Origin of the sequence: Mesorhizobium sp. NPDC059054 (assembly GCF_042739215.1) — a bacterium.
GTDB lineage: Bacteria > Pseudomonadota > Alphaproteobacteria > Rhizobiales > Rhizobiaceae > Mesorhizobium.
The window spans coordinates 299,337-316,038 of the sequence record NZ_JBHYHV010000004.1 but is presented as its reverse complement, the minus strand read 5'-3'; the positions used below and the strand labels follow the sequence as shown (position 1 = coordinate 316,038).

The window sequence follows — 16,702 nt, the reverse complement described above, 5'->3', positions numbered from 1 at the left end:
CGTGGTTACTGGCATATCAACGAAATCACTCGAATGCGAAGGAGAGGCGGCATGCGCCGTATCGCAAAGCTTACCACGAACCCGGTCATGATCGCGCTGGTCGCCTCGCTGGCGATTGCAGGCTGCGCTTCGAAGAAGACCCCGAACAGCGCGGCCGATCTCGGCCTGGGCGGTGGCGCCGCCACTCCAGGTTCGGCACAGGACTTCACCGTCAATGTCGGCGATCGCATCTTCTTCGACACCGACTCCTCCTCGATCCGTGCCGACGCTCAGCAGACGCTGGGTCGCCAGGCCCAATGGCTGAACAAGTATGGCCAGTACGCCATCGTCGTCGAAGGTCATGCCGATGAGCGTGGCACTCGCGAATACAACCTGGCGCTCGGCGCCCGCCGCGCGGCTGCGACCCGCGACTTCCTGATCGGCAAGGGTGTGGCTTCCAACCGCTTGAAGACGATTTCCTACGGCAAGGAACGCCCGGTTGCCGTCTGCGACGACATCTCGTGCTGGTCGCAGAACCGTCGCGCTGTCACCACGCTGTCGGGCGCCGGCTCCTGATGTGTGGCCGGCCTCGGCCGGTATATCGAAGCCAATCGCAAAAAGGCGGCCCTTGTGGCCGCTTTTTTTCTTGGTCGATACGCAGTTCAAAGTCCTGGAGCGTCCTTCGCGTGTCTGAACGGACGCGCGACGCTCTAAATATCGGGTTGAAACAAAATTTGGCCGAAGTCTCGCGCCCTGCTAAAAGCGGATGCGTTCGGGTGGGCAAGCCGTTCCCAAGGCGGCTGCCGATTTCCGGGCAATGACCTGTTTTGACCCTGATGGCGAGAGACCAATGCATTTTAGAACAATCCTGAGCGGGACGCTTGCTGTCCTGCTCGCAGCGAGTGTGATCGCACCCGCCAATGCCGCCGGGCCGGTGCGAACCACCGAGGACGGCTTTTCCTTCAGTCTGCCGAGTTTCGGACTTCCGGGCCTGTTCGGTGGCAAGGAAAACAAGAATGAGACTGTGCAGCTTGCCCAGTCCGGCTCGGTTGGCCTGGAAGACCAGATCCGGCAGATGAACGGCAAGATCGAGGAGTTGAACTTCCAGATCCTGCAACTGCAGGAACAGTTGCGCAAGACGCAGGAAGACAACGAGTTCCGTTTTCAGCAGATCGAGCAGGGCGGTGGTGCTGCCCCCCAGAAGAAGTCTGACGCTGCCACTGGCGGCAACAGCGTGGCCCAGGCACCCGCCTCGGCCACGCCTTCGGCGCCGGCTACCTCCGGCGCCCAGCCTTCCGGGCAGTCCCAGTCGGCCAGCCAGGCGCTGCAGCCCGGTAGCCAGGGTGAAGGCGGCGACCAGGTCGGCGATCTCATCATCGATTCCGGTAACGGCGAGCCGGGCAAGACGGTCACCGGCAAGCCACCGACATCATTCGGAACCATCACGGTGGACAAGAACGGCAATGTCGTGAGTGCGGTGCCGCCGTCCGACGTGCCTTCAGCCGGCACGACACAGCAGGCACCGGCAACGGGTCAGGATGGTGGGGTCGTTGCCTCGCTGCCATCGACCAACAGTCCCGACGAACTCTACCGCAATTCCTACCAGTTCGTGCTTTCGGGGGACTATGGAACCGCGGAGCAGGGCTTCCGCCAGCATATCGAACGCTACCCGTCCGATCCCAAGGCAGCCGACGCCCACTATTGGCTGGGCGAGTCCCTGCTCGGGCAACAGAAATACCGCGACGCGGCCGAGATCTTCCTCGCTGCCAGCAAGAGCTATTCAAAGTCCAAGAAGGCGCCTGACATGCTTCTGAAGCTTGGTATCTCGCTGATGGGGCTGAAGCAGCGCGACGTCGCCTGCGCCACTTTCTCCGAGGTCGGCAAGCGTTACCCCGACGCCTCCAGCGCGCTCAAGGAGCGTGTCAAGCAGGAGCGGGCGCTCGCCTCGTGCTGATGCAACAAGCAGGCTCGCCGCCTGCAACTGGACTTTTTTCGCGGATCGATTTCGGCCACGGCGCCGTAGCCGCCATTTCAGGCGGCAGTGACTCGACTGCGCTGCTTATTCTCCTCAAGAACCATTTCGACCGTTTCCTGCCTTCTGCGCGGCTCATCGCTGTTACCGTGGATCACGCTCTGCGTCCTGCTTCAGCCGGAGAAGCCCAAGCCGTTGCCGGCCTTTGTGCCCGATTGGGTATCGCTCACCGCATCGTCGTCTGGGAGGGTACCAAACCCTCGACCGGCATTCCGGCAGCCGCACGCGCGGCACGCTACCGGCTTCTTGCCGATATCGCCCGGCGCGAAGGGCTCGATATCGTCGTGACTGGCCACACGGCCGATGATCAGGCCGAGACCGTCCTCATGCGGCAGGCGCGAGACGAAGGGCCCGGGCTTGCCGGTATGGCGCCCGCAACACTGTTGGAAGGCGATGTTTGGATCCTGCGTCCGCTGCTGACGGAACGGCGTTCGGCTCTGCGTGGACTGCTTACAGCGAGCGGTCTCGAATGGATCGACGACCCGACCAACCTGGACCATGCGTTCGAGCGGCCTCGTGCACGCGCCAAGCTCGCCGAGGATGAAAATCGGCTCGAGGGGCTTCTGGCCATTGCGTCCAGGGCGGCGCATCAGCGCGAAGAGCTTAGCCGCGGCGGCGCCGTTCTGATTGACCGCCACGCCAGCCGATTGGCCCCCGGCCTGATCCATCTTGCTCCAGCGTTCGTAACGGAGGCCGACCAGCCCGCCGCACTTCATGCCCTGCGTGTTCTGCTTGCCGTGGTGGGGGGAACGCCGTTCTTGCCGGACAACGATCGTGTCGTCGGCCTTTTTGCCTTGCTGTCGGCTGGTGTGGGTCGCGCTACATTGTCGCGGACGGTGATCGATGTGCGTCGCGCCGGCATCTTTCTCCACCGCGAAGCGCGCGGCCTGCCAGCTCCCTCGACGCCGTCGGATGGAACCCTCTGGGATGGGCGCTACCGCATCACTTTCGGCGACGATGCTGACGGTTGTGTGATCGCTCCGTTCGGTCGTGAGAGAGGGCGGGCAACCCTTGTTCCCGAGGGAGGAGAAGCGCCTGCGAGCCTGTTTCGCGCTGCCCATGCGGCCGCGCCGGCGGTTTGGCGAGACGGTATTTGCCTCGGTTCGCCGGGCGAATCCGGACAGTTGCCGGGAGCAGTGGCTGTTCCCGTCGCCGCGCCGTTCACACGCTTCCTGTCCGGCTTTGACCTGGAAGTCGCGCACGCTGTCTCCGTGCTTGTCGGGGCGGCCTCCATTCCCACATCACCGATGAGAACGCCCGCAGTTCCCAAAGCGAGCGCTAATGCTTAACCGAGCCATGTTCTTATGCTTGGCAATGGGGGGCGCTCTCCCTATGTTAATGCCAACTCTTCAAGTATCCGCGCCTGAAACTGGGCGCCAACGGGACAATCGATGAATCCGAACTATCGCAATCTCGCGCTCTGGGCGATCATAGCGGTCCTGCTGATCGCTCTCTTCAATCTGTTCCAGACGCCGCAGACGCGTGGCGCCTCCACCGACGTTCCTTATTCGCAGTTCCTGCAGGATGTCGCCTCGGGACGTGTGAAGGCGGTGACGATCGCAGGTGAGCGCATCTCCGGCACCTATGCCGACAGCGCCGCCGGCTTCCAGACCTACTCGCCAGGCGATCCTTCGCTGGTTTCGCGGCTCGAGGAAAAGAACGTCGTCATCAACGCCCGTCCGGAGACCGACGGCTCCAACACGTTGTTCGGCTACCTGATCTCATGGCTGCCAATGATCCTGATCCTCGGTGTGTGGATATTCTTCATGCGCCAGATGCAGTCCGGCTCCGGCCGGGCCATGGGCTTCGGCAAATCCAAGGCGAAGCTGCTCACCGAGGCGCATGGCCGCGTCACCTTCCAGGATGTCGCCGGCGTTGACGAGGCCAAGCAGGATCTGGAAGAAATCGTCGAATTCCTGCGCGATCCGCAGAAGTTCCAGCGGCTGGGCGGCAAGATCCCGCGCGGTGTGCTGCTTGTCGGCCCTCCCGGCACCGGCAAGACGCTGCTCGCCCGCTCGGTTGCCGGTGAGGCCAATGTGCCGTTCTTCACCATTTCCGGTTCGGACTTCGTCGAGATGTTCGTCGGCGTCGGCGCCAGCCGCGTCCGCGACATGTTCGAGCAGGCCAAGAAGAACGCACCCTGCATCATCTTCATCGACGAAATCGATGCGGTCGGCCGTCATCGCGGCGCCGGTCTCGGCGGCGGCAATGACGAGCGCGAGCAGACGCTGAACCAGTTGCTGGTCGAGATGGATGGCTTCGAGGCCAATGAGTCGATCATCCTGATCGCGGCCACCAACCGTCCGGACGTGCTGGACCCCGCGTTGCTGCGCCCGGGCCGCTTCGACCGCCAGGTCGTGGTGCCGAACCCCGATATCGTCGGCCGCGAGAAAATCCTGAAGGTGCATGTCCGCAACGTGCCGCTGGCTCCGAATGTCGACCTGAAGGTTGTCGCGCGCGGTACGCCCGGCTTCTCGGGTGCCGACCTGATGAACCTCGTCAACGAGGCGGCATTGATGGCGGCGCGACGCAACAAGCGTCTCGTCACCATGCAGGAGTTCGAGGACGCCAAGGACAAGATCATGATGGGCGCGGAACGCCGTTCCTCGGCCATGACGCAGGCCGAGAAGGAACTGACCGCCTATCACGAGTCCGGCCATGCCATTCTGGCGCTCAATGTGCCGGCGGCCGACCCGCTGCACAAGGCAACTATCATCCCGCGCGGCCGTGCGCTGGGCATGGTCATGCAGCTGCCCGAAGGCGACCGCTATTCGATGAGCTACAAATACATGATCTCGCGCCTTGCCATCATGATGGGCGGCCGCGTGGCGGAAGAGTTCAAGTTCGGCAAGGAGAACATCACCTCCGGCGCCTCTTCGGATATCGAGCAGGCGACGAAGCTGGCACGTGCGATGGTTACGCGCTGGGGCTTCTCCGACAAGCTCGGTCACGTCGCCTACGGCGAAAACCAGGAAGAGGTCTTCCTCGGCCATTCGGTGGCGCGTACACAGAATGTGTCGGAAGAGACCGCGCAGATCATCGACGCCGAAGTGCGTCGCCTGATCGACGAAGCCTACTCGACCGCCAAGACGATCTTGACCAAGAAGAAGAAGGACTGGATCGCATTGGCCGAGGGTCTGCTCGAATACGAGACGCTTTCCGGCGAAGAGATCAAGCAATTGATCGCCGGCCAGAAACCGTCGCGCGACCTTGGCGATGATACGCCGACCTCGCGCGGATCGGCCGTGCCGAAAGCCGGTACGGGTGGCCGCCGCAAGAAAGGCCCCGAGCCTGAAGGCGGCATGGAACCGCAGCCGTCGAACTAGTTCGAGCTGGATTGAGTAAAAAACGCCGCGATCTTGTCGCGGCGTTTCTTTTTGGACGCCGATCCTGGCATCTATCCGTTCGGCCAGGAGCAGACGAACTCCGCAATCGTCGCTATTGTCGTTGTAAACGCTTGTGTCGGTGGCTCGGCATACTTGCCGCGGCGAGCTGGGGACGAACCGCGCAGCCATGCAGACATTCGAATGGATCATCGCTCTCTTGCTCGGCGCTGCGCTGCTTTCGGCGCTGGCGAGGCGGCTTGGCGTGCCCTATCCGGCTTTTCTAGCCGTGGGCGGTGCGATGATCCCATTTCTGCCGAGCAGCCCGGAATGGACGCTTGATCCGCATCTGGCGCTTACCTTGTTCGTGGCGCCGGTACTGGTCGATTCCGCTTACGATACCTCGCTGCGCGATCTCCGGGACAACTGGATCCCGGTGGCCGGACTCGTGTTGATGGCCGTGGGCCTGACCACGCTCACCGTGACCTTGGTGGCGCGCTGGTTGCTGCCGGGCATGCCCTGGGCGGTCGCCATCGCACTTGGCGCCATTGTGGCGCCGCCGGATGCTGCCGCAGCCACAGCCGTCATGCGGCAGGTCAAACTCCCCCATCGGCTTCTGAAGATCCTCGAAGGCGAAAGCCTGCTCAACGACGCCAGCGCGCTGCTGCTCTACAAGCTGGCTGTCATGGCGGTGCTGGGAGGTGGGCTTTCGCTGTCGAGTGGCGTGCCGGTTTTCCTGCTGACGGTCTTTGGGAGTGTTGCGGCGGGATACCTCCTGGCGAGCGTGCTGGTGCCGGCAACACGCTTCGAGGACTTTCCGACCTCGATCATCGTCCAGTTCGCCATGACGTTCGGCATCTGGATCGCCGCCGAGGCGGTTGGCCTTTCGGGCATCCTCACCATTGTCGTCTATGCGATGACGATCGCCAACACACGCGGGCCCAATATGCCCGCCAGGCTGCGGGTACCGGTCTATGCAGTATGGGAGGCTGTCGTCTTCATCCTCAACGCGATGGCCTTCGTGCTGATCGGCATGCAGATCGGCCCGATCTGGGAGCGGCTGACACCTGATATGCGCGGCAACTATGCGCTGTTCGCTGCGGTCATCCTTACCGTCGTCATTCTGACCCGCTTCACCTGGGTCATGAGCTACAACTGGCTGATCCGTTGGCGCATCGAGCGATACGGCTTCAACCCACCGCGACCCATGGCGCGACCGACGCGCGAGGGCGGGATCGTGATTTCCTGGGCCGGCATGCGCGGTATCGTTACCCTTGCCGCCGCCTTCTCCATACCCGAGATGCTGCGCGACGGATCACCTTTCCCTTATCGCGACCTGATCCTGTTCACGGCCTTCGCCGTGGTCTTCGGCACACTGGTTTTGCAAGGTCTGACATTGAGGCCGTTGATCCTGTGGCTTGGCCTTTCCGACAATGACCCCGTCGGACAGGAGGTGCGATACGGACGTGTCGAAGCTTACAAGGCCGCTGTCGCTTCCATCGAGCAAGAAGACGGTCTTGCCGCGAAGCTGCTGCGCAAGGAATACGGCGCCGTCGTCGAGTTGTGCGAGGTCGGCGGTGAGCCGTATCAGGCGGCTGGTCTACCGGGAGGCGCCTTGCGACTTCAAGCGATCGCTGCCGCCCGCGCCCGCGCTATCGAACTCAGACGGACCTTCGTCATCGGCGACGACGCATACCATGTGCTGGAGGAAGAGTTCGACTGGGCCGAACTCAGCGCTGTTGGTCGAGGCGAGCCTGCCTGATCCCGTCGTCGTTCTCCCGGCCGGCCCGTTCCACCATCAGCACCACATGGGCTTCGATCTCCTCCCGCAGGCGGGCGCGATCTGAACCATCGCCGGTGACGAGGTAGAGATCGACCATTGTTCCGACGAGCACGCTCAAAAAGCGCAACTGCACAGGTTCCAAACTTCGTGCACCGGGTGCATAGCGGGCGAAGAATGGTACAAGCAGATCACCGGTTATGCCGGTCTGGTTGTTGCCCTGCTGGTCCGCTTCGATGGGGCGGATCGATCGCATGGCCGCCAGCAGGCCGGTGTGGGCGGGAATGGACTCCGCCGCTTCCAGGTAGTGGGAGAGCAGAATCTGCGCGGCGTCCGTTGCGACCAGATCCGCAGGCAGCGCCTCGAGTTTGCTCGCGCATTGCGTGACGATGCGCTTGACGGTTGCTTCATAGGCGGCAAGCAGCAAGGCTTCCCGGTCGACGAAGTAGCGATAGATCGTGCCCACTGCCGTGCCTGTTTCCATGGCGATGCGGGTGGTTGTCACGGCTTCATGCCCCTCGGCCGCGACCAGAGTCTCCACCGCTTCGAGCAAAGCGGCACGTGTCTTCAGCGCCCGGTTCTGGCGCGGTTCGACGGGTTTCGAGAGGGCAGTTCGATCCATAAGTGAAACATTTTCATCTTTGTTGACAGCTGTCCAGTGTGGGCGCATTGTTCCGAAAAATCGACGCTGCGCAGGGAGAGGGCGATGCGTTCCATCTTGATACGGGCCGCCGTTTTCGCGAGCGGAGTTTGTCTGGCCTGTCTTGCTTCAGCCGCTGAACTTACCGTGGACGCCGGCGATGGTGCGGCCGAAAAGCTTGTCGAGGCGCTGATTTCGGCGCAACCGGGCGATGCCGTCGTGATCGGCCCTGGCCGTATCGAACTCACCGAAGGCTTGTCGCTCGACGTTGACGACGTGACGGTGAAAGGCGCAGGGCCTGACAAGACGATCCTTTCGCTGAAGGGGCAGACCGGGTCGGGCGAGGGGTTGCTCGTCACCTCGAATCGCGTCGTCCTGGAGAATTTCGCCGTTGAGGACGCCAAGGGCGATGGCGTGAAGTCCAAAGGCTCGGACCAGATCACCTTCCGCAATCTGCGCGTCGAGTGGACAAACGGGCCGAACGAGAAAAACGGCTCCTATGGCGTCTATCCGGTTTCCTCCAAGCATGTGCTGATCGACAAGGTTACCGTGCGGGGTGCCTCCGACGCCGGCATCTATGTCGGCCAGAGCGAGAACGTCATCGTGCGTAATTCGAGGGCCGAGTACAATGTTGCCGGCATCGAGATCGAGAATTCGATGCGTGCTGACGTCTACAAGAATGTCGCGACCCACAATACCGGTGGCATCCTCGTGTTCGATCTCCCCAACCTGCCGGTGCAAGGCGGTCACGACATCCGCGTCTTCGACAACGATGTCGTGGACAACGAGACGGCGAATTTCGCGCCGAAGGGCAATACGGTCGCCATGGTGCCGAAAGGCACGGGCATCATGGTGATGGCGAACCGCAATGTGCATGTGTTCGGCAACCGCCTGTCCGGCAATGGCACCACGCACGTGCTGATCGGTGCCTATCCCAAGGACTACGACGACAAGAACTACATGTTCGTGCCGCGCGGTGTCTTTGTGCACGGCAACACCTATGGCGAAGGCGGCAACGCGCCCGATGGCGAAGTCGGCAAGATGATTGCGGATATCTCCGGTACGCCTGTGCCGGACGTCGTCTGGGACGGGGTGACGAGGATTCCCGAATATTTGAGCTGGGTGTCCACCGAAAACCAGGTCTATGTAGACGAGCCGGAAGGCACGAGCTTCATCAATCTGAAGATGCTTTCGCAGCTTCTGCTGCCATGGGGATGGTGGCCGGACACCGACATTTCGGGTTACAAAGGCAGCCTGCCCGAACCACAGCCCGTCAAACTGCCGCAGGACGGCGGAGCGTGAACAGCCTTGGATATGTCCGGTCGTTGATTGCCGCGATGGCGGCAGTTGTTTCGTTCGGCACTCCTGCTCAAGCGATCTCCGACACGGTCGTTCTCGCTGCCACGCCGCCGAAGCAATTGTCGGAATTCGGTTTCTTCGAAGATCTGCAAAAACAGATGCCAGCACCGGGTGTCGTGCCGTTTCGGCTGGCGACGCCGTTGTTTTCGGACGGAGCGGAGAAGTTCCGTTTCGTTTATCTGCCGAAGGGACAGGCAGCGAAATACGATCCTGTCGAAGCTTTCGACTTCCCCGTCGGTACAGCGTTGATCAAGACCTTCGCCTTTCCCGCGGATTACAGGAAGGCGGCTGAGAAACTGCGACTGATCGAAACCCGGGTTCTGTTGCATCATGCGGACGGCTGGCAGGCGTGGGCTTATCTCTGGAACGACCAGCAGACCGATGCGACACTGAAGATTGCCGGAGCCAAGGTTGCGATCTCGACGATCGGCCGCAACGGCATGCCGTTATCTTTCGAATATTCCGTGCCGAACAAGAACCAGTGCAAGGCGTGCCACGCCTTCAACGGCAAGATCACACCGCTCGGCCCGAAGGCTCGCAACCTCAACACCGATTATGCTTATGCGGGTGGATCTGAAAACCAGATTGCCCATTGGGCGGCTGCAAGCCTGCTCTCAGGAGCGCCTGACCTTGCTGAAATCCCGGCCGCCGCAGACTGGCGTGATGTCACGGCCCCTCTCGATAAACGTGCCCGCACCTGGCTCGACGTCAATTGCGCGCATTGCCATCGCGCCGAGGGGCCAGCCAGCAATACCGGGCTGTTTCTCACATATGGTGAGGATGTTCCCGTACGATACGGTGTTCTGAAACGGCCGGCAGCGGCAGGCCGGGGTTCGGGCGATCGCGAATTCGATATCGTGCCGGGCGAGCCGGATCGCTCGATCCTGACTTACCGCGTGGAAAGCACGGTGCCTGGCGTGATGATGCCTGAGCTCGGGCGTCATATCGCCGACGCGGAGGCGGTCAAACTGCTGGCCGAATGGATCGCTTCGTTGCGGTAGACGACGAAAGGGCCTCGAACCCTTAGGTTCGAGGCCCTTTCGTTCGGCAGATCAGGCTGCCTGATCACCTTTCAGCCGCTTGCTGCAAATGCTGTAGTAGCCGCCACCTTTCTGAATCCAGCGCAGCCCGTTCAGCGTGCCGGCTTCCTTGTTGGCGTGATACTGTTTGAGACAAGAGTGCATGCGCGCCTTCGATGGCGTTTCATCCTTGAAGTCGGCGGCGATTTCGGTTGGGAAGGTAACGCCGGCCGGCGCTTGTGCGGGATTGGAAGAGGCTTTCGCCTCCTTTTTGTCCAGCGAATGGCCGCATTCCGCGGTTCGGTATTCGTCCCATCCGCGCCCGTTCAACTCGTTGTTGCGCTTGGCTTCCTGATAGCGTGTGCCACACTCCTTGAAAGAGACGAAGGCCGTTTTCGCTTGGGTGGTTGCTGCGGCGTCGCCCGTGTTGACCACGCCGGCATTGACGTCTGTTGCCGCAGCGTCGGTGTCAGCGGCGGCACACTCTGCCTTGCGGAAAGCAGTCCAGTTCATTCCGTTCAGCGTATCGGCCTCTTTCGCGGCCTGATACTTGGTGCTGCATTCTTTCATCGTCAGTGCGCTGGCTGGTGCAGTGCCGAGTGAGAACATGATGGTCGCGGCAGTGGCCGCCAGATAGAGAACTCGCATAAACCCCTCCGGTGAGTGAAGTAAACCCGATATGTATACTATTTGTTCTACTTCTGTTCCAGAAGAATCTGGCCGTCGGGACAAAAAAGAATCGCGCGAGCAAAACCCGCGCGATTCCTTGGACTTAACGCTTTCTTGGCGCTAGGGAGCGCCGGTCAGCTCTTCAGGCGGGCGTTGCAGAGGCTGTAGTAGCCGCCGCCCTTCTGGATCCACTTCAGGCCGCCGAGGGCGTTGTTATCCTTGGCGGTATAATACTGGTCGAGGCAGGTGTGCATGCGGGCCTTGCCCGGAGACTCGGAAGAGTACTTCTTCGCAACTGCGCTTGGGAACCTGACGCCGCTTGGGGCCTTGGCGGTCGGAGTTTCCGGCTCGCTGGTGTAGGTGGCTTCATCGGCGGCAGGCACGGAGTCGTCGTCATTGGCGTCCGCGCTGCAATTGGCCTTGCGGAAGTCGTTCCATTTCAGACCACCCAGCGTACCGCCGCTCTTGGCGGCCTGGTACTTGGTCGAGCATTCAGCCATGGTCAGGCCCTTGCCGCCTGCGTCTGCCGCCTTGGTCGAAGTCTTGGCAGGCTTCGCCGGCGCGGTCGTATCGACTGCAGCGGTAGCGCCAGGGCCGCACTCGGCCTTGCGGAAATCGTTCCACTTCATGCCGTTCAACGTACCGGCAGCCTTGGCGGCCTGGTACTTGGCCGAGCATTCCTTGGCGGACAGGCCCTTGGCATCGTCATCGCTTGCCGCAGCCTTGGTTTTCTTTGCGCTCGTGTCGACGGCAGCGGTGGCGCCAGGGCCGCACTCGGCCTTGCGGAAATCGTTCCACTTCATGCCGTTCAGCGTATCGGCAGCCTTGGCGGCCTGGTATTTGGCCGAGCATTCCTTGGCGGACAAGCCCTTGGCGTCATCGTCGTTCGCAGCGGCTGCCTTGGTCTTCTTGGCAGGTTTGCTGTCGTCCGTGCTGGCCTTCGTCTTCTTGGCCGGCTTGGTTTCTTCCGTGGCGGTGCTGGCATCCGTACCGCACTGCGCCTTGCGGAACTGGTTCCAGGTCTGGCCGCCCAGCGTACCAGCGTCCTTGGCCGCATTATATTTGGTGCTGCACTCGGCCATCGTGAGCGCACTGGCCGGCTGGGCCAGAAACAGGGTGACGACGGCAAGGCCCGTCAATGTAGCAAGTCGATCGATGAGCATAGCGTTCTCTCCGTTGTGCCACTCACAATCAATCCCATGCGAGCAATAGCGCGCAAGCCGTGCCTACGCTAGTGCGGCAGCCGCATCTTCTCCCGCACGTATCAGCGAGCTTTGCGACCATTGCGTCGCATTTTTGGCAGGGGAAACACATTTCTAAGATTCATGACATAGAATAACACAAAGTGATGGCTTGGCACGGGGCAGTTGTGGCATTAGCAGCCTTCGGGCAAACAGCCAGGGACTCATAGTAGATGTCGGGACGTTATTTCGGAACGGATGGTATTCGCGGTCGCGCCAACAAGTTCCCGATGACGGCGGAAATCGCCATGAAAGTCGGCATGGCCGCCGGTCTTTCCTTCCAGCGTGGCAGCCACCGTCACCGTGCCGTGCTCGGCAAGGACACCCGGCTCTCCGGCTACATGATCGAGAACGCGCTGGTGGCCGGCCTATGCGCCGCCGGCATGGATGTGTTCCTGCTCGGCCCGATCCCGACGCCGGGCGTTGCCATGCTGGTGCGCTCGCTGCGCGCCGACATCGGCGTGATGATCTCCGCCTCGCACAATCCTTATTATGACAACGGCATCAAGCTGTTCGGTCCGGACGGCTATAAACTCTCCGACGAGATCGAGGAGCGGATCGAAAGCATGCTCGACGAAGACGTCGAGATGGCCCTGGCCGATTCCGACAGCCTCGGCCGCGCCAAGCGTGTCGATGGTGTCCATGACCGCTACATCGAGTTCGCCAAGCGTACCTTGCCGCGGGCCATGTCGCTGTCTGGCCTGCGCATCGTTGTCGATTGCGCCAACGGCGCGGGCTACAAGGTCGCGCCCGCCGCGCTCTGGGAACTGGGTGCCGACGTGGTTGCCATCAATGTCGAGCCGAACGGCTTCAACATCAACAAGGAATGCGGCTCCACCCACCCGGCCGAGCTGCAGAAGAAGGTACACGAGGTTCGCGCCGACATCGGCATCGCACTGGACGGCGATGCGGATCGTGTCGTCATCGTCGATGAGAACGGTGTTGTGGTCGACGGCGACCAGATCATGGCGCTGATCGCCGAATCCTGGCACCAGAACGGCCGTCTGGCCGGCGGCGGCGTGGTCTCCACCGTCATGTCCAATCTCGGCCTGGAACGTTTCCTGACCGGTATGAAGCTGCAGCTTCATCGCACCAAGGTCGGTGACCGCTACGTTGTCGAGCACATGCGTGCGCATGGCCTCAATGTCGGCGGCGAACAGTCCGGCCATATCGTGCTGTCCGATTTCTCGACAACGGGCGACGGTCTGGTCTCGGCACTTCAGGTGCTCGCCTGCGTCAAGCGGCAGAACCGCCCGGTCAGTGAATTGCTCAAGAAGTTCGAGCCGGTACCGCAATTGCTGAAGAACGTCCGCTTCTCGGGCGGCAAGCCGCTGGAAGAGGCTCCGGTCAAGGCTGCGATCGAAGACGCGCAGAATCGCCTCGGCAAGAAGGGCCGCCTGGTCATTCGTCCGTCGGGCACGGAACCGCTCATCCGCGTCATGGCGGAAGGCGACGACCCCAAGCTGGTCGAAGAGGTCGTCAACGACATTGTCGGCGTGATCTCCGAAGCGCGCAGCGCTGCCTGAGACGGGCAGGCTCCATTCATTGCCAGGCTGAATCGCAGGACCCGCTTTGGCGGGTCTTGTGCTGTTCGGCGAAGTCTTTCGAGTAGCGTTTCGAGAGAATTTTAGACGATTATAGTTAACTGATACGGTTAAACGCCTTTTAACCTTTGCAATTCATTATCCACACCCGAGGTCAATCATGTTCGGGCACGATCCGTGTTCCGACGTCTCAAGGGTGACAAGGATGTACAATTTCGGAAGGAAAGCAGCCGTCGCTGGCTTGCTGCTGTCCGGCCTCGCCGCGCCGGCACTGGCGGCGGATCTGGCCGAGCCGCAGGTGGTGGAAGCACCGCCTATCGCGGCGCCGGTCTATGAGGAAGCCGATTATGGCGGCTGGTACATTCGCGGCGATCTGGGGTATCGCAAGTCCAATATGGACAGCCCGGAATACGTCCTTCCGTTTGGCCAGGTCGGTCATTTCGATACCCACGAGCTGAAGGGCGGCTTCTCGGTGGGTGGCGGTGTCGGCTACCAGGTCACCAAATACTTCCGCACCGACCTTACGCTGGACTATTGGTCGAAGACCAAGTTCAACGGCAGCACGTCAGGCTTCTGCGGCACGGGCCTGCCCTGTACCTCGAGCGACACCAGTTCCTATTCGGCGCTGCTACTTCTGGCCAACGCCTATGTCGACATCGGTACCTGGCACGGCATCACGCCTTATGTCGGCGCCGGTATCGGTGGTGCGAACCTCAAGTGGAACACCCTGGTCAACAAGGATCCCGACGGCGAATTCGAGCATGAGGGGCACTCGAGCTGGCGCTTCGCCTATGCGCTCATGGCCGGTGCTTCCTACTGTCTGACCGATACCACCAAGCTCGATGTCGGTTATCGCTTCAGCCACATCAATGGCGGACGCATGTTCGGCTACAAGGTCGGCGGTGGTCCCGGCTTCGACGATGGCATCAACACGCATGAAGTACGCGCCGGTCTGCGCTACCAGTTTGGTGGCCGGTCGGATTGCGCGCCGCCTCCGCCGGTCTACGTGCCGGAGCCGGAACCGGTTTACACGAAGTAATTCCTGCCTTGAGCATTCGAAAAACCGCCCGGCATCGCCGGGCGGTTTTTCGTTGGAGCGAAGAAGCCGTCTGGCTGTGGCCCTCACCAGCCCAGCCACAGCGCGATCAGTGCCAGTGCGCTCGGGATGGCCTGGATGTATAGGATCTTGCGGCTTGCCGTCGCTGCGCCGTAGAGGCCGGCAACAATGACGCAGACGAGGAAGAAGGTCTTCACCTGGAAGCCTGCCTCACCGAGATAAAGTCCCCAGATCAGGCCGGCTGCCAGGAAGCCGTTGTAGAGACCCTGATTGGCCGCCAAAACCTTGGACGCCTTGGCGAAATCCGGCGTCAGCCCGAATGCCTTGTGGCCACGCGGCGTGTCCCAGGACACCATCTCCAGATAAACGATATAGATATGGATCAGTGCAACCAGGCCGATGAGCACGGTGGCAACCATTGTTCCCCTCCCTCATGAATGCCTCTTCATGTTCCCGCAGGCGGTAACGCCGCGCAAGAGGCGCGGATGGGCTTGCGATTGCGGCTGGCTTGATGTCTGTTCGCGCCGACCATTCATGATCTCCTGGTGAAGCAATGTCGTTCAAGAAACTGGATGAGCTCGGCCGCAAGCTTGAGGCGCTGGAACACGCGCAAGCCATTTTGGGTGCCGACGAGGCGACCCACATGGCCGTCGGCGGTGGTGAGAAACGAGCCGAGGCAATGGCGACTCTGGCCGGCATGTATCATCGCCAGGCCACCGCATCGGAAGTCGCAGACTGGATCGTTGCAGCCAAGGCCGAGCCGCTCGACGAAGATCAGCAGGCAGCGTTGCGGGAATTCGAACGCCAGTACATCAACCTGACCTGCCTGCCTGCGGAATTCGTCGAACGGCAAACGGCAGCGCGACTGCGTTCAGAGCAGTTGTGGCGGGATCTGCGTGCCAAGAACGATTGGGCAGGCTTTCGCCCAGCGCTCGAAAACATCGTCGCGCTGGTGCGTGAAGAGGCAGGCCTGCGAGCAGCCGTCCTCAAGCTGTCGCCCTATGACGCGCTGATGGAGCAGTACGATCCGGGCAACCGTGCTGCGGACATCGCCCCGGTTTTTGCCGAACTCAAGACCTTCCTGAAGGACTTCGTGCCGGAGGCTCTTGCTGTCCAGGACGAAAAACTGGCGAAGCGGCCACTGAAACCGCTGTCGGGGATCTATCCGATCGAAAAGCAGCGCGAACTGGGCCTGGCGATGATGGCTGCCGTCGGCTTCGACCTCAATCACGGTTCGCTTTCGGTATCGCACCATCCGTTCTGCGGCGGCGTGCCGACCGACGTGCGCATCACCACCCGCTACAAGACTTCGGATTTCCTGTCGTCGTTGATGGGAGTGCTGCACGAAACCGGCCATGCGCTCTACGAGCAGAACCTGCCCAAAGAGTGGTCGCATTGGCCACTCGGCAAGGCGCGTGGCATGGCCGTGCATGAAAGCCAGAGCCTGTTCGTGGAAAAACAGCTCGGCCGCAATCCGGCGTTCTGGCGCTGGGCGCTGCCGGTGGTCGAGAAAGATCTCGGCGAAGCCTGGACGCTGAAAGATATCCTGCCGCATGTGCATAGGGTCGAACGAGGGCTGATCCGCGTCGATGCCGACGAAGTCACCTATCCGCTGCATGTGATCCTGCGCTTCGAACTGGAGCAGGATCTGGTCTCGGGCCGGCTGGAGGTCGCGGACCTGCCGGAGGCATGGGATGCCAAGATGCGCGACTATCTTGGTCTTTCAACCATCGAGAACGCGGCCGACGGGCCGATGCAGGACGTGCATTGGCCTTCCGCTGCCTTCGGCTATTTCCCCTCCTACACGCTTGGGGCCATGATGGCTGCGCAGCAATGGGCAGCGCTGACCAGGGAACATCCGGCTGCGGATGACGAGATCGCCCGGGGTGATTTCAATGCGGTCAATGCCTGGCGGCGGGAGCGCATCTGGTCGCAGGGTTCGCGATACTCCACGCCGGAGCTGCTCGAACGCGCCACTGGCGAGAAGCTGAATGCGGCGCATTTCATCACGCATCTGAAGCGGCGCTACGGCAAGTCATGATAGATTTTCCGAGAACAA

The 16,702-nt window shown here is 61.6% G+C and carries 14 protein-coding genes; 10 read left to right on the top strand and 4 right to left on the bottom strand.

The window, feature by feature from the left end; genetic code table 11:
• The first annotated feature begins 51 nt into the window (after positions 1-51).
• The 5 genes from pal to ACFWXH_RS18740 all read left to right on the top strand — a co-directional run bounded on the left by pal (position 52) and on the right by ACFWXH_RS18740 (position 7,096).
• The gene (gene pal / locus ACFWXH_RS18760) at positions 52-555 is read left to right on the top strand and encodes a peptidoglycan-associated lipoprotein Pal (protein WP_054313858.1); all 504 of its coding nucleotides are present in this window, start codon (positions 52-54) and stop codon (positions 553-555) included.
• A 274-nt stretch (positions 556-829) separates the two neighbouring features.
• Positions 830-1,933 carry a tol-pal system protein YbgF gene (ybgF, locus tag ACFWXH_RS18755; RefSeq protein WP_379122715.1) on the top strand — a complete coding sequence of 368 codons (1,104 nt, stop codon included), beginning with the start codon at positions 830-832 and terminating at the stop codon, positions 1,931-1,933.
• Positions 1,933-3,300 (top strand): tRNA lysidine(34) synthetase TilS, encoded by a 1,368-nt coding sequence (gene tilS, locus ACFWXH_RS18750; RefSeq protein WP_379123296.1) that lies wholly within the window; start codon positions 1,933-1,935, stop codon positions 3,298-3,300. Before ybgF ends, tilS begins: the two co-directional genes overlap by 1 nt.
• A gap of 102 nt (positions 3,301-3,402) precedes the next feature.
• Complete coding sequence (gene ftsH, locus ACFWXH_RS18745; RefSeq protein WP_379122713.1) at positions 3,403-5,337, top strand: ATP-dependent zinc metalloprotease FtsH; 1,935 nt, start codon at positions 3,403-3,405, stop codon at positions 5,335-5,337.
• Between the two features lie 187 nt (positions 5,338-5,524).
• Positions 5,525-7,096, top strand: coding sequence for a cation:proton antiporter (locus ACFWXH_RS18740; protein ID WP_379122711.1), 1,572 nt, complete (start codon positions 5,525-5,527; stop codon positions 7,094-7,096).
• Here the strand turns inward: ACFWXH_RS18740 and ACFWXH_RS18735 are convergent.
• Entirely contained in the window at positions 7,065-7,784 is a 720-nt protein-coding gene (locus ACFWXH_RS18735; RefSeq protein ID WP_379122709.1) for a TetR/AcrR family transcriptional regulator, read from the bottom strand. The two genes, ACFWXH_RS18740 and ACFWXH_RS18735, sit on opposite strands and share 32 nt — an antisense overlap.
• A 36-nt stretch (positions 7,785-7,820) precedes the next feature.
• Here ACFWXH_RS18735 and ACFWXH_RS18730 point away from each other — a divergent pair, with 36 nt between their 5' ends.
• Entirely contained in the window at positions 7,821-9,056 is a 1,236-nt protein-coding gene (locus ACFWXH_RS18730) for a parallel beta-helix domain-containing protein (RefSeq protein WP_379122707.1), read from the top strand.
• Positions 9,053-10,114 (top strand): SO2930 family diheme c-type cytochrome, encoded by a 1,062-nt coding sequence (locus ACFWXH_RS18725; RefSeq protein ID WP_379122705.1) that lies wholly within the window; start codon positions 9,053-9,055, stop codon positions 10,112-10,114. Before ACFWXH_RS18730 ends, ACFWXH_RS18725 begins: the two co-directional genes overlap by 4 nt.
• A gap of 51 nt (positions 10,115-10,165) precedes the next feature.
• Here the strand turns inward: ACFWXH_RS18725 and ACFWXH_RS18720 are convergent, their stop codons facing one another.
• Positions 10,166-10,780: an antifreeze protein gene (locus ACFWXH_RS18720; protein WP_379122703.1), complete on the bottom strand. Its 615-nt coding sequence runs from the start codon at positions 10,778-10,780 to the stop codon at positions 10,166-10,168.
• A 155-nt stretch (positions 10,781-10,935) separates the two neighbouring features.
• Positions 10,936-11,964: a hypothetical protein gene (locus ACFWXH_RS18715; RefSeq protein WP_379122701.1), complete on the bottom strand. Its 1,029-nt coding sequence runs from the start codon at positions 11,962-11,964 to the stop codon at positions 10,936-10,938.
• 251 nt (positions 11,965-12,215) lie between these two features.
• Here ACFWXH_RS18715 and glmM point away from each other — a divergent pair, with 251 nt between their 5' ends.
• Together glmM and ACFWXH_RS18705 are read left to right on the top strand one after the other, a co-directional pair.
• Positions 12,216-13,568 (top strand): phosphoglucosamine mutase, encoded by a 1,353-nt coding sequence (glmM, locus tag ACFWXH_RS18710; RefSeq protein ID WP_379122699.1) that lies wholly within the window; start codon positions 12,216-12,218, stop codon positions 13,566-13,568.
• A 223-nt stretch (positions 13,569-13,791) separates the two neighbouring features.
• Positions 13,792-14,625: an outer membrane protein gene (locus tag ACFWXH_RS18705; RefSeq protein ID WP_379122697.1), complete on the top strand. Its 834-nt coding sequence runs from the start codon at positions 13,792-13,794 to the stop codon at positions 14,623-14,625.
• Positions 14,626-14,708: 83 nt separating this feature from the next.
• On the opposite strand, the gene ACFWXH_RS18700 is transcribed toward ACFWXH_RS18705, so the two are convergent.
• A complete protein-coding gene (locus tag ACFWXH_RS18700; RefSeq protein WP_379122695.1) occupies positions 14,709-15,062 on the bottom strand; it encodes a DUF1304 domain-containing protein in 354 nt (117 codons plus the stop codon).
• 134 nt (positions 15,063-15,196) lie between these two features.
• Between ACFWXH_RS18700 and ACFWXH_RS18695 the strand changes: the two genes are divergently transcribed.
• Positions 15,197-16,684, top strand: a complete 1,488-nt coding sequence (locus ACFWXH_RS18695) for a carboxypeptidase M32 (RefSeq protein WP_379122693.1) — start codon at positions 15,197-15,199, stop codon at positions 16,682-16,684.
• The last annotated feature ends 18 nt before the right edge of the window (positions 16,685-16,702 follow it).

Coding starts and splice junctions, on each gene's coding strand:
- ACFWXH_RS18705 (WP_379122697.1), top strand. CDS start 13,792: ATGTACAATTTCGGAAGGAAAGCAGCCGTCGCTGGCTTGCTGCTGTCC.
- ACFWXH_RS18720 (WP_379122703.1), bottom strand. CDS start 10,780: ATGCGAGTTCTCTATCTGGCGGCCACTGCCGCGACCATCATGTTCTCA.
- ACFWXH_RS18740 (WP_379122711.1), top strand. CDS start 5,525: ATGCAGACATTCGAATGGATCATCGCTCTCTTGCTCGGCGCTGCGCTG.
- ACFWXH_RS18695 (WP_379122693.1), top strand. CDS start 15,197: ATGTCGTTCAAGAAACTGGATGAGCTCGGCCGCAAGCTTGAGGCGCTG.
- glmM (WP_379122699.1), top strand. CDS start 12,216: ATGTCGGGACGTTATTTCGGAACGGATGGTATTCGCGGTCGCGCCAAC.
- ftsH (WP_379122713.1), top strand. CDS start 3,403: ATGAATCCGAACTATCGCAATCTCGCGCTCTGGGCGATCATAGCGGTC.
- ACFWXH_RS18715 (WP_379122701.1), bottom strand. CDS start 11,964: ATGCTCATCGATCGACTTGCTACATTGACGGGCCTTGCCGTCGTCACC.
- tilS (WP_379123296.1), top strand. CDS start 1,933: ATGCAACAAGCAGGCTCGCCGCCTGCAACTGGACTTTTTTCGCGGATC.
- ACFWXH_RS18730 (WP_379122707.1), top strand. CDS start 7,821: ATGCGTTCCATCTTGATACGGGCCGCCGTTTTCGCGAGCGGAGTTTGT.
- ybgF (WP_379122715.1), top strand. CDS start 830: ATGCATTTTAGAACAATCCTGAGCGGGACGCTTGCTGTCCTGCTCGCA.
- ACFWXH_RS18735 (WP_379122709.1), bottom strand. CDS start 7,784: ATGCGCCCACACTGGACAGCTGTCAACAAAGATGAAAATGTTTCACTT.
- ACFWXH_RS18700 (WP_379122695.1), bottom strand. CDS start 15,062: ATGGTTGCCACCGTGCTCATCGGCCTGGTTGCACTGATCCATATCTAT.
- pal (WP_054313858.1), top strand. CDS start 52: ATGCGCCGTATCGCAAAGCTTACCACGAACCCGGTCATGATCGCGCTG.